The organism is Ancylobacter tetraedralis, assembly GCF_014195655.1.
In the GTDB taxonomy this organism is placed as follows: Bacteria; Pseudomonadota; Alphaproteobacteria; order Rhizobiales; family Xanthobacteraceae; genus Ancylobacter; species Ancylobacter tetraedralis.
In genome coordinates, this window is sequence record NZ_JACICD010000008.1 from 96300 (window position 1) to 108592 (window position 12293).

At 70.5% G+C, this 12293-nt stretch carries 8 protein-coding genes; 5 read left to right on the forward strand and 3 right to left on the reverse strand.

From position 1 onward, the window contains the following. Positions 1 to 9: 9 nt before the first annotated feature. Positions 10 to 1125, reverse strand: a complete 1116-nt coding sequence (locus FHS55_RS18655; RefSeq protein WP_183191302.1) for a TIGR03364 family FAD-dependent oxidoreductase — start codon at positions 1123 to 1125, stop codon at positions 10 to 12. Between the two features lie 158 nt (positions 1126 to 1283). Next, positions 1284 to 3188 carry a tetratricopeptide repeat protein gene (locus FHS55_RS18660; protein ID WP_343056273.1) on the reverse strand — a complete coding sequence of 635 codons (1905 nt, stop codon included), beginning with the start codon at positions 3186 to 3188 and terminating at the stop codon, positions 1284 to 1286. Positions 3189 to 3469: 281 nt separating this feature from the next. Between FHS55_RS18660 and aptA the strand changes: the two genes are divergently transcribed. From aptA to FHS55_RS18680, 4 genes are all read left to right on the forward strand, one after another. After that, positions 3470 to 4819, forward strand: a complete 1350-nt coding sequence (gene aptA, locus FHS55_RS18665; RefSeq protein ID WP_183191303.1) for an omega-aminotransferase AptA — start codon at positions 3470 to 3472, stop codon at positions 4817 to 4819. A 211-nt stretch (positions 4820 to 5030) separates the two neighbouring features. Continuing rightward, the gene (locus tag FHS55_RS18670; RefSeq protein ID WP_183191304.1) at positions 5031 to 6404 is read left to right on the forward strand and encodes a TIGR02594 family protein; all 1374 of its coding nucleotides are present in this window, start codon (positions 5031 to 5033) and stop codon (positions 6402 to 6404) included. 27 nt (positions 6405 to 6431) lie between these two features. Next, the gene (gene hrpB / locus FHS55_RS18675) at positions 6432 to 8951 is read left to right on the forward strand and encodes an ATP-dependent helicase HrpB (RefSeq protein WP_246340273.1); all 2520 of its coding nucleotides are present in this window, start codon (positions 6432 to 6434) and stop codon (positions 8949 to 8951) included. A gap of 217 nt (positions 8952 to 9168) precedes the next feature. Beyond that, positions 9169 to 9396, forward strand: a complete 228-nt coding sequence (locus FHS55_RS18680) for a hypothetical protein (RefSeq protein ID WP_183191305.1) — start codon at positions 9169 to 9171, stop codon at positions 9394 to 9396. Positions 9397 to 9534: 138 nt separating this feature from the next. Here FHS55_RS18680 and FHS55_RS18685 read toward each other — a convergent pair whose 3' ends face one another. Continuing rightward, complete coding sequence (locus tag FHS55_RS18685) at positions 9535 to 10854, reverse strand: hemolysin family protein (RefSeq protein ID WP_183191306.1); 1320 nt, start codon at positions 10852 to 10854, stop codon at positions 9535 to 9537. A 200-nt stretch (positions 10855 to 11054) separates the two neighbouring features. On the opposite strand from FHS55_RS18685, the gene aroC reads away from it, so the two are divergent. Then, positions 11055 to 12167 (forward strand): chorismate synthase, encoded by a 1113-nt coding sequence (gene aroC, locus FHS55_RS18690; protein ID WP_183191307.1) that lies wholly within the window; start codon positions 11055 to 11057, stop codon positions 12165 to 12167. Positions 12168 to 12293 lie beyond the last annotated feature (126 nt).

Sequence of the window (12293 nt, forward strand, 5' to 3'; positions counted from 1 at the left end):
CTGTGTGGTTCAGTCGAACAGTTCCGCGATCGCCTCTTCGGCGATAGCGAAGCCGGTGGAGGCGCCGGTGCCGCTGGTCACCACCACCAGCCGGATCGCCTCGTGCGGCCGGTCGATGAAGGCCAGCCGGTCGGCGGCCGAGGCATAGGTGCCGAGCCAGCGCTCGACCACCGGCGGCCGGCGGCCGAACAGCGCGGCATATTCGTCGAGGATCAGCTCGTCGACGAATTCCGGCGCGAACGGATCGGGCGTCGCGCCATAATGGTGACTGTCGCCGACGACCAGCGAACCGTCGGCCGACTGCACGACGATGAGATGAACGCCATGGGCGAGGTGCTCGGCCTGCTCGGTTTCGAGCCGGCGCCGGAGCGGCTCGGCCTGCGGCAGTTCGGCATAGCCGAGATAGCGCGCGAGCGAGAGGTCGGTCATGACCGAGCCGGGCAGCCGCCCCGCCGCGGGATCGCTGACGCGCAGCATGTGCAGCTTGCAGCGGGTAACGCCGTAGAGCTTGAAGCGATCCTCGAACAGCGTGTGGAAATCATCGCCCGGCGCCACCACGATGCGGGCGGCGCTCACCATGCCGCCCGAGGTGACGACCCGACCCGGCTCCACCGCCGTCACCGCGCTCTCGCGCCGGAAGGCGACGCCGTTCGACGCCAGCCACGCGGCAAGCTTCGGGATCGCCTGGCGCGACTCCACGCGCATGTCGTGCGGGCTCCACAGCGCGCCGGAGAGCTCGCCATTCAGCGCCGGCAGCCGGTCGCGCGCCTCGTCCGCCGTCAGCAGTTCGCAGCCCTCGCCCATTTCGGTCGCCCGGAAGGCTTCCAGCACGGGCAGCGCCTCGGGCCGGCGCACGGCCACGAGCAGGCCGCGATGAATGACCTCGATACCCGCCTGCGGGGCGACCTCCGCCCAGATGTCGCGCGAGCGCACTGCCCGCCGCCAGCATTCGCCCCGCTGCTGGCCGGTGACGGTGACGAAGCCGAAATTGCGCACGGACGCGCCGTTCGCCTGAGCATCACGGTCGATCACCACCACCTTGAGGCCACGGCGATGCGCGGCGATGGCGTGCCCGAGCCCGACGACGCCCGCACCGACAATGGCGAGATCGTAGCTGTCCGACATGAGACTGTCCCGGTTGGAAACGAAGGATGGAACGCCCGAAGAGGGAACGCTCCAAGTCGAACGCTCCCGGTTGGAACGCTCTTAGCCGCTTCGGCCCCACCGCGCCACGCGACCTTTCGCCAAGCCGGGACAATCTGGGGAGCGCCGGGCCCCGCCGCTCAATTGGCTGAGGCGGAGGATTTCGGCAACGGCAGGCCGAGCTGGACGAGATCGGCGCGCACGCGGCGGGCCACGTCCGGATTGGGGAAGAAACGGGCGATCATCATGTCCGGCTCGCTGCCCCAGGCCGGCGCCGTCTCGATCAGCTTGCGCAAATCGGCACGCGCGGCCTCGGTTTCGCCGGCCAGTTGATCGGCGAGCGCGCGCGCGAGAAGGCCCGGCGCATAGCCATCGCCCATCAGTTGGTCGGCCGCTGTCGAAGCGGCCCGCGCATCGCCGCGCAGATAGGCGGCAATGACGCGATGATAATCGACCGAAGGCGGCATGCCCGGCACGGCCTGCGCGGCGCTGGCCAGCATCGCCTCGCCACGCTCCAGCTCGCCCAGCACGATGAGGCGCCCGCCCACGTCGGCCAGCACATCGATATCGTAGGGGTTGAGCGACAGCGCGGTCTCGCCGGCGGAAATCGCTGCGCCACGCTCGCCCCGAAAGAAACGCACGTCCATCAGCGCCCGCCGCGCATAGGCGCTGGTCGGCGCCAGTTCGACCGCCTGTTCGGCGGCGGCCAGCGCCCGGTTCAGGGCCGGTGTCGCGGCCTGCGGGCTGACGCCGTTGCGCACCTCGTCGAGGCTCAGCTCCGCCAGCAACGCGTAGCCGAGCGCGAAGGAGCCATCCGCCGCCACCGCCTGCTCAAGGCAGCGATGCGCCCGCTCATGATCGGCCGGTAGGTAGGATCGCCAGTAGGAATAGGCCATCAGCGCGCAGCCATAGGGCCCGGCCTTGCCCGGCCCGCCCGCCGCGATGACGCGGGCGCGGGCGCGGGCCTGGATGATGCCGTAGGGCTCCGCGATGGCGGCCATGATGTCGCGCACCAGCGAGGCCTCGGCGATGCCGGTATCGCCGCCGCGGCGGATATCGTCGAACTCGTGCGACCAGACGATGGTGCCGTCGCACAGGTCGGAGAGGCGCAGCAGCAGCGAGAGGCTGCCATCGTCATGGTTCTCCACCAGCCCGGCAAGGGCGAAGGCCGAATCGGGCGAGACGCCTTCCGCGCCGCAATGCAGCGCCGGCCGCGCATCGGGACTCGCCAACACGTCCAGCAGGTCGAAGCGGGCCAACGCGTCGCGGATGCGCACTTCGATCGCCCGCGCCGCGAAATCGCCCGCCGTCACCGCATGCGCCGCCCCCGTCACCTCGCTGGGCGGCAGCGGCGTGCCGCCGGTCGAATCGAAGGTGCGCACCTCGACCATGGGTATGCCGAGGCGGTTGGAGCGGTCCAGCGGCTTCAGCATCGCCCCGGCCACCAGCGCCCGCAAGCCGCCGGGATCCATCACCTCGACCGTCACGCTGGCCACCACCATGAGCAGGAGGAGGGCGAGCGCGGCAATCATCGTCACCCGGCCGAGGCGCAGCCGCCGGCGGACAGGCCTTTCCGGCAGCACGATTGTTCCAGCGGCCTCCGGTATCGTGGCCTCGGGCACCGGCGCCTCGCTGGCGGGCTCGCCCAACCGGCGGGGAACGAATTGCGGCACATAGGAGCCGCGCGGCACGGCGATCTCGATTTCGTCGGCCGCCCCGGCACCGGCATAATAGCGCTCCAGCGCCCGTCGCAGCCGTGTCGCTTCCACGCGCACGATGGGATCGGCCTGCGGATCGAACGAGGCGTCGCGCCCCAGCGCCTCAACGGCGATCGTATAGCCCTTGATCGCCTCGCGGCGCCCCTCCAGCGTCGCCTCGACGATGAAGCGCAGGATATTGGACAGTTGCGGGGATGAGCGAAGCTCTTCCGATTCCAGCACGCGCGCCAGGGCCCGGCGCGCGGAATCGGCACGGGCATCCTCCGACGTTCCCTCCGGCGGCACGAGCCCGGCTTCCGTCAGATCGGCTGATGCGCTGTCGGACACTCGCGAAATCCCATGATCCTGCCTTGGCCCGAGGATGAGGACACTTCTGGGCAAAGCAGTGACGCTAGGTGACTCTAGCACGGCTTGCGGCGAGTTGATGGCCGCGCATGCCCTTAGGGTCAAGGCGCATCGCGCGGGCGCCGGCCATGGCAGAAGGGAAAGTGATCACATCATCATTATTTCTCGTGAGGCCGCCACTGCCCACGCATTATACATGACCGAAAGCAAGCATGACGACGAGAGTGGCCCTGCCGAGGGGCCACCTGCACCGGAGCTCACCCATGTCTGTCGCCTATGATATCGATGCCAGCGCCGCCGCCAGCCCGAACGACCTCGAGGCGTTCTGGATGGGCTTCACCGCCAACCGGGCGTTCAAGCGCCGCCCGCGCATGGTCTCGCGCGCCAAGGACATGCACTATTTCACGCCCGAGGGGCGCCCGATCCTCGACGGTTCGGCGGGCCTGTGGTGCGCCAATGCCGGCCATAACCGCCAGCCCATCGTCGAGGCGATCCAGCGCCAGGCGGCCGAAATGGACTTCGCGCCGACCTTCCAGTTCGGCCACCCCCTCGCCTTCCGCGCCGCCTCGCGCATTGCCGAGCTGGCACCGGGCGATCTCGACCATGTGTTCTTCTGCAATTCCGGCTCGGAGGCCGGCGACACCGCGCTGAAGATCGCGCTCGCCTACCATGCGGTGCGCGGCCAGGGCACCCGCACCCGCCTCATCGGCCGCGAACGCGGCTATCACGGCGTCGGCTTCGGCGGCATCTCGGTCGGCGGCATCTCGCCGAACCGCCGCTTCTTCGGCAGCCTGCTGCCCGGCGTCGACCACCTGCCGCATACCTATGACCGCGAGAAGCAGGCCTTCTCCAAGGGCGAGCCGGAATGGGGCGCCGAGCGCGCCGACGCGCTGGAGAACCTGGTCGCGCTGCACGATGCGCAGACCATCGCCGCCGTCATCGTCGAACCGATGGCCGGCTCCACCGGCGGCCTGCCCGCGCCCAAGGGCTATCTCAAGCGGCTGCGCGAGATCTGCGACAAATACGGCATCCTGCTGATCTTCGACGAGGTCATCACCGGCTTCGGGCGCCTCGGCACCCCCTTCGCCGCCGAGCGCTACGGCGTCATCCCGGACATGATCACCTTCGCCAAGGGCGTCACCTCGGGCGCCGTGCCGATGGGTGGCGTGATCGCGCGCAAGGGGATCTACGACACGTTCATGAACGGCCCGGACCACGTGATCGAGCTGTTCCATGGCTACACCTATTCCGGGCACCCGCTGGCCTGCGCCGCCGCGATCGCCACGCTGGACGTCTATCGCGACGAGGGCCTGTTCGAGCGCGCCAAGGCACTGGAGCCGACCTTCGCCGACGCGGCGATGAGCCTGAAGGGCAAGCCCGGCGTGCTCGACATCCGCACCGTCGGCCTGGTCGCCGCCTTCGACATGGCCCCCAAGGCCGAGGGCCCCGGCAAGCGCGGCTACGAGGCGATGGAGCACGCCTTCCACGAGGAGGGACTGATGTTCCGCGTCACCGGCGACACCATCGCGGTAAGCCCCCCGCTCATCATCAGCGAGGCGCAGGTCGGCGAACTGGTGGAGAAGATCGGCCGGACCATCGACGCGGTGATGTGAGGGGGTCTCCCCTCCCGCGCCAAGGCGACCCCACCAAGACGACCACCTCCAAGACGACCACCTCCAAGGCCGCATCCCCTTGCAACCCGGCGCTCACGCGGCGCCGGGTTTTTGCCGGCCAAGAATCAACCAAGGCGATCTATAAGAAAGTTTGCTATTTAAGGTTGCATATCCTAGCGTGACCTCGCTTTTCTGCTGAGCGGGGGCTCCCATGCATGAGATCATCGACGTGCCGCAGAATGTCGCGCCTTTCGCACGGCGCCTGGCCGATAGCGGCGTCAAGACAGTGATCCGCTATTACACCAACAGCAACAGCTCGACCTTTCCCAGCAAATGCCTGTCAGCCGGCGAGCTCGCGGCGCTGCATGCCGCCGGGGTCTCGGTCGCCGTGGTGTTCCAGCAACGCGGCGGGGCGGGCGGCAGTATCGGCGACCTCAGCGCTGCCAATGGCACGCGCGACGGCCGGCGGGCGCTCGAACTCGCCACCGCTTTGGGGCAGCCGCACGGATCGGCCGTCTATTTCGCGGTCGATCATGACTATACCGCACCCGCCGACCTCGGCCGTATCGCCGATTACTTCCGCAATGCCGGCGCGGCCCTCGGCCCGAACTATCAGGTCGGCGCCTATGGCTCGGGAACGGTGACAGGACACCTGAAGGCGCTCGGTCATATCGCGCATGTCTGGCTGGCCGGGGCGACCGGCTGGTCCGGCACGCGCCGCGCGCTGGAGGCGGGCGAGTGGTCGCTGTTCCAGAACGCGCTCGACAGGCAGTCCCCGATCGGCGGCTTCGGCTATGACGGCAACATCGCCAATCCGGCCCTCGGCGGCTTTGGCCAGTTCGGCGCCGCCGCCCCGCTCGACACGCCGCGCGGCGTCGGCGCGGCCGCCCTGTTCCGCGTCGCCGCCCGCTCCGGGCTCAACCTGCGGGCGGGGCCGGGCGAGAGCTTCCGCAGCTTCGCCTCGCTACCCGCCGACACGCTGGTGCGCGGGCTCGGCGTCGACGGTGACTGGATCAAGGTCGATCTCGACGGCGACGGCCTGGCGGACGGGCACATGTTCGCGCGCTTCCTTGCGGCGGTGTCTGGCGGGTTGCCGGCCAGCGTGCCCCTGCCCGCCGGCGCGACCATCCGTCGTCCGATCGACGTGGCCCGTGCGGAACTGGCGCAGAATGTCGCGGAAATTCCGGGGCCGCAGGCCCATCCCCGAATCCTGATGTATCACGCCACCACGACGGGCCGCTTCCGGAGCGACGAGACGGCGTGGTGCTCGTCCTTCGTCAATTACTGCGTCGAGCAGGCCGGCATGCATGGCACGGACAGTGCCGCCGCCCGCTACTGGCACGACACAGGGTGGGGACGCGACGTCACCGCAGCGCCGATGGAGGGCGATATAGTGGTGTTTTCGCGCACCGGCGGCGGCGCCGAGCCCGGCAGCGGCCATGTCGGCTTCTATCTCGACGCCGACGCGAGCTCCCTGCGCATCCTGGGCGGCAATCAGGGCAACCGGATCAGCATCGGCCGCTACCCCAAGGACGGCCAGCTGGGGTCGTTCCATTACAAGCAGCTGTCGATCCGACGCGGCTGACCTCTCCACCGGCGGCGAGGGCTGGCCATGGTCAGGCGGGCGGGCTATCCCGTCGCCATGTCCGCCCCTTCCCCTTCCTCCCTCCCCATTGACGACGCCCTGCCGGCGCTCACCGCCGCGCTGCGCGCGGGCTCGTCCGCTGTCCTCGTCGCCCCGCCCGGGGCGGGCAAGACGACGCGGGTGCCGCTGGCGCTGCTGGAGGAGCCGTGGGTGGCGGGGCGCAAGATCCTCGTGCTGGAGCCGCGCCGCATCGCCGCGCGGGCGGCGGCCGAGCGCATGGCCCTGAGTCTCGGCGAAAAGGCGGGCGAGCGCGTGGGCTACCGCGCCCGCTTCGGTTCGAAAATCGGGCGCCACACCCGCATCGAGGTGATCACCGAGGGCATTTTCACGCGGATGATGCTCGACGACCCCGAACTGTCCGATGTGGCGGGCGTGCTGTTCGACGAGTTCCACGAGCGCAGCCTGGACGCCGATCTCGGCCTTGCCCTCGCTCTCGATTGCCAGTCGGCGCTGCGCGAGGACCTGCGCCTCCTCGTGATGTCGGCCACGCTCGATGGCGCCCGCGTCGCCGCGCTGCTCAACGGCGCGCCGGTGATCGAGAGCCTGGGACGCGCCTATCCGGTCGAGACGCGTTATCTCGGCCGTGATCCGCGCGAGCCGATCGAGCGGCAGATGGCGGGGGCGATCCAGCGCGCGCTCGCCGCCGCGCCGGGCTCCATCCTCGCCTTCCTGCCCGGCGCCGCCGAAATCCGCCGCACCGAGCGGGCGCTGCGCGAGGGCGTGCGCGATCCCGCCGTCGATATCGCTCCGCTCTATGGCGCTCTTCCCCCCGCCGAGCAGGACCGCGCCATCGCCCCCGCCGCGCCCGGCCGGCGCAAGGTGGTGCTCGCCACCTCCATCGCCGAGACCAGCCTGACCATCGAGGGGGTGCGGCTGGTGGTCGATAGCGGGCTCGCCCGCGTGCCGCGCTTCGAGCCGGATGTCGGGCTGACGCGGCTGGAGACGGTGCGCGTCTCGCGCGCCGGTGCCGACCAGCGTCGCGGCCGCGCCGGCCGCACGGAACCCGGCCTCTGCTGGCGGTTGTGGAGCGAGCCGGAAACGGCGAGCCTGCCCGCCTTCGCGACGCCGGAAATCCTCGCCGCCGATCTCTCGCGCCTCATGCTCGACCTCGCCATGTGGGGCGTGCGAGACCCCGCGACGCTTTCCTTCCTCGATCCCCCGCCCGCGGCGGCGGTTAGCGAGGCGAAGGCCCTGCTGGTTGCGCTGGGCGCGCTGGATACGGATGGGCAGGTGAGCGAGCGGGGCCGCGCCATGGGCCGGCTGCCGCTGGAGCCGCGCCTCGCCCGCATGGTGATCGACGGCGCGCGGCGCGGCGCGGGCGAGGTGGCTGCGCTCATCGCCGCCATCGTCTCCGAGCGCGGGTTGGGGGGCGATGCGCCGGATCTCCTCCACCGCCTCGACGATCTGCGCCGCGACCGCTCGCGCCGCGCCGACGAGGCCCGCCGCCTCGCCGGGCGTTGGGCCGAGGAGGGCGAGCGCGCCGCCGGACGCCTGCCGGGCCGGGCCGGGGCGGACATGCCCTCCCCCGCCGTGCTGCTCGCCCTCGCCTTTCCCGACCGGCTCGCGCGCGGCCGTGGCGATGGCAGTCGCTTCGTGCTGGCGAATGGGCGCGGCGCCCGGCTCGACCCCACGTCCCCGCTCGCCCGCGCCCGGTTTCTCAGCGTCGCCGAACTGACCGGAACGGCGGACGAGGCGCGCATCCTGCTGGCGGCGGAACTGGATGAGGCCGAACTCGAAGCGGAATTCGGCATGGCGATCACCGAGGGCACGGAGACCGGCTTCGATGCCGCCTCCGGCGCCCTGCGCGCCCGCCGGGTGCGTCGGCTCGGCTCGCTGGTGCTGGCCGAGCGCACCGCCCCGGTGACCGTCGGGCCGGAGGCGGCACGCGCGCTGGCGGACGCGGCGGCGGCGCGCGGGCTGGAGCGCCTGCCCTGGTCGGATCCCCAGCGCCAGTTGCTGGACCGCGTCCGATTCCTGCACGCCAGCGCGCCCGGTATCTGGCCGGACCTGTCGGCGGGCACACTCACGGCCACGGTCGAGGCCTGGCTGGCGCCCGCGCTGGAAGGACTGACCGCGCTGGGCCAGATCGATGCCGACCGGCTGGGCCGCGCACTTGCCGGGCTGCTGCCCTGGGAGCTGGCCCGCCGGCTGGAGGAGGACGCGCCGACCCATTTCGAGGTGCCGACCGGCTCGCGCCTGCCCATCGACTACGCCAGCGAAGGCGGACCCACGCTGGCCGTGCGGGTGCAGGAACTGTTCGGCCTCACGACGCACCCCGCCATTGCCGGCGGGCGTGTGCCGCTCACCCTCGCCCTGCTCTCGCCGGCCCACCGGCCGATCCAGTTGACGCGCAACCTGCCGGCCTTCTGGAGCGGCTCCTGGCGCGACGTACGCGCCGACATGCGCGGGCGCTACCCCCGGCACCCCTGGCCGGAAGATCCGGCGGCCGCCGAGCCGACCCGGCGCGCCAAGCCGCGCGGCAGCTGAAAAGCGGCTAGCCGGCCGCCGGGCCTCGCCTTCCTTGGAGTGTCCGGACACCACCTCCGACTGCAAAACATTAACCACGGACCCAGTCTTGCCGATGGGCACCGGCCCGGCGGGAGCGTTTTAACGCCCGATCAACATCTCGGGCTCAAGGTGCCTCCACAATAAAAGCTGTCCCGAGACAGATGTGGATGCAGTCAAACGCAAGAAGAGTACGCCCATGAGAGAGTTGGCGGACAGGGAACTGGCGGGAGGCGATGTGGTGCGCCGGCGGCGCGGGGCGGTAGCCCGTCGCCCGCACGGCACCGGCCTCGAATACGGCCTTATCGCCGCCGCGCTGGCGGTGGCCATCGTCACCGTCGTCGCGGGTCTTGGCACGCGATATGGCGGTGCGCCGCTCAGCCCGACGAGTTCCATGGCGAGCGGTCTGGAGCGCAACCTGCGCTGACCGGCTGCGCGCTCCTGCCGAGGAGACGCGCCCGAATCGAAACGGGGCCGCCGGGGTGAGCTTTTTCACCCCGGCGGCCCCGTTTCTCGTTTCACGACGGCATCGGGCGCGTGGCCGAAGCCGAGCGCGCCCAACGTCCTACCCCATGATCGGCGCCCGCCGGCGCGGCACCACGGCGCGGCTGACCAGGATCTTGTCGACGCGCCGCCCGTCCATGTCGACGACCTCGAAGCGCCAGCCCATCGCCTCGAACGCGACGCCTTCCTGCGGCAGCGCCTTGAGCTCGTGCAGCACATAGCCGGCCGCCGTATGGAAGCCGGCATCCTGCGGAATGCGGATGCCGAGCACGTCGGCCAGTTCGTCGATGGGCGTCGAGCCGGCGATGAGGAAGCTGCCATCGGCGCGCTCCACCACATCCGGCTTCACCTGGCCGGCCTCATCCAGCACCACCGAGCCGGCAATGGCGTCCAGCAGGTCGGCGGGGGTGAGAATGCCGACCATCGAGCCATATTCGTCCACCACCAGCGCCAGCGGCGATTCCGCGTGGCGCAGCACCTTCATGGCGATGAGCGCGCCGGCGGTCTCCACCAGCACGGCGGCCGGCTTGACGAACTGGCGCGGGTCCGGCGTCTTGCCGTTGAGATAGGCTTCGAGCAGGTCGCGAATGTCGATGACGCCGACCGCCTCCTCCACCGTGCCCTCGCAGGCCGGCATGCGGGTGTGGCGGGTTTCGCGGATCGTCTGGCGCACCGCCTCGGGATCCTCGGAAAGGTCGATCCAGTCGATATCGGTGCGCGGCGTCATCACCGCCCGCACCGGACGGTCGGCGAGGCGCATGACGCCGGCGATCATCCGCCGCTCGTCGGGGTCGATCACACCGGCGGTCTCGGCCTCGGCGACGATGGCGCGGATTTCCTCGTCGGTGACATTGCTCTCGTCGCGCTTGCCGCTTTCGCCCAGCAGGCGCAGCACCACGCGGGAGGAAATATCGAGCAGCCAGACCGCCGGAAGCGAGATGCGCGAGAGCAGCATCATGGCCGGCGCGATGAAGCTCGCCAGCTTTTCCGGGCTCTGCAGCGCCAGCCGCTTGGGGATGAGTTCGCCGATGATGAGCGAGACATAGGTGATGGCCGCGACGACCAGCGAATAGCCCAATCCACCGGCAAGGCCGGGCGCCATGCCCTGCTCGCGCAGCCATTCGCCCAGCATGTCGCCAAGCGTGGCACCGGAAAAGGCGCCGGCCAGAATGCCGATCAGCGTGATGCCGATTTGAACGGTGGAGAGGAAGCGGCCGGGGTCGCCCGCCAGCGAAAGCGCGATGCGCGCGCCGGCCGAGCCGTTGTCGGCCATGGCGCGCAGGCGCGCCGGGCGGGCGGAAACGACGGAAAGCTCGGCCATGGCGAGAACGCCGTTGATCAGGACGAGCAGGATGACGATGGCGATTTCAAACAGGGGCATAGGGTTTGGGTTGGCAACCTCGTGTCGGCATTATGTACCACGGATACCGCCAATCGCTATGCGCTCCGGCCATTTTCCGTCGCAGCATCAGGCGCCCCACAGGTTTGACGCCTGCCGCGCGGACGCCTAGAAGCGCCGGGAACACGCGCCACGCCGCCGGCCCGCCGCGCGGCCGACGGCTTCATCCCCGGATCGCCCCCATGTCCTTCAACACCTTCGGCCATCTGTTCCGCGTGACCACGTTCGGCGAGAGCCACGGCCCGGCGATCGGCGGCGTCGTCGACGGCTGCCCGCCCGGCATCCGCTTTCGGCTGGAGGAGATCCAGGCGGCGCTCGACAAGCGGCGCCCGGGCCAATCGCGGTTCACCACCCAGCGTCGCGAGCCCGACGAGGTGAAGATCCTCTCCGGCGTCCTCGCGGAGGCGGACGGCATGCTGACCACGACCGGCACGCCGATCGCCCTGCTCATCGAGAATGTCGACCAGCGCTCGAAGGACTATGCGGCGATTTCCGAGAGCTACCGCCCCGGCCATGCCGATTATGCCTATGACGCGAAATACGGCCTGCGCGACCATCGCGGCGGCGGGCGCTCCTCGGCGCGCGAGACGGCGGTGCGCGTCGCCGCCGGCGCCATCGCGGCCAAGGTGCTGGAGGGCGTCACCCTGACCGGGGCGCTGGTGCAGATGGGCGACATCGTCATCGACCGCGCCAACTGGGACAGCGCCGAGATCGGCCGCAACCCGTTCTTCTGCCCGGATGCGGCGGCGGCTACGCGCATGGAGGCCTATCTCGACGGCATCCGCAAGGCCGGCTCCTCGGTCGGCGCGGTGATCGAGGTGGTGGCCGAAGGCGTGCCGTCGGGCCTCGGCGCCCCGCTCTATGGCAAGCTCGACGCGGATCTCGCAAGCGCGCTGATGAGCATCAACGCGGTGAAGGGCGTCGAAATCGGCGAAGGCTTCGCCAGCGCCGCCCTCACCGGCGAGGCCAATGCCGACGAGATGCGCATGGGCAATGACGGCCGGCCGGTCTTCCTCGCCAACCATGCTGGCGGCATTCTCGGCGGCATTTCCACCGGCCAGCCGGTGGTGGTGCGCTTCGCGGTGAAGCCCACCTCCTCCATCCTCACCCCGCGCCACACGGTGACGCGCCATGGCGAGGATGCCGACATCGTCACCAAGGGCCGCCACGACCCGTGCGTGGGCATCCGGGCCGTGCCGGTGGGCGAGGCGATGGTGGCCTGCGTGCTGGCGGATCATCTGCTGCGCCATCGCGGGCAGGTCGGCACGCCGCCGGTCTGGCCGTTTCCACGCTGACGACATTTCCGCGCTGAAGGCGTGCGCAGCGGCAAGATCGGCGTGCGCCACCCCATATAGGGTGCACGCAGGGGGGAACTGGCGGCTCGGCCCGAGCGGCCGCCCCCTTAGCGTTCGACCATGAGG

Excerpts from the sequence above, each read along its gene's own strand:
- aroC (WP_183191307.1), top strand. The coding sequence starts at position 11,055 with ATGTCCTTCAACACCTTCGGCCATCTGTTCCGCGTGACCACGTTCGGC.
- hrpB (WP_246340273.1), top strand. The coding sequence starts at position 6,432 with ATGGTCAGGCGGGCGGGCTATCCCGTCGCCATGTCCGCCCCTTCCCCT.
- FHS55_RS18670 (WP_183191304.1), top strand. The coding sequence starts at position 5,031 with ATGCATGAGATCATCGACGTGCCGCAGAATGTCGCGCCTTTCGCACGG.
- FHS55_RS18685 (WP_183191306.1), bottom strand. The coding sequence starts at position 10,854 with ATGCCCCTGTTTGAAATCGCCATCGTCATCCTGCTCGTCCTGATCAAC.
- FHS55_RS18680 (WP_183191305.1), top strand. The coding sequence starts at position 9,169 with ATGAGAGAGTTGGCGGACAGGGAACTGGCGGGAGGCGATGTGGTGCGC.
- aptA (WP_183191303.1), top strand. The coding sequence starts at position 3,470 with ATGTCTGTCGCCTATGATATCGATGCCAGCGCCGCCGCCAGCCCGAAC.
- FHS55_RS18655 (WP_183191302.1), bottom strand. The coding sequence starts at position 1,125 with ATGTCGGACAGCTACGATCTCGCCATTGTCGGTGCGGGCGTCGTCGGG.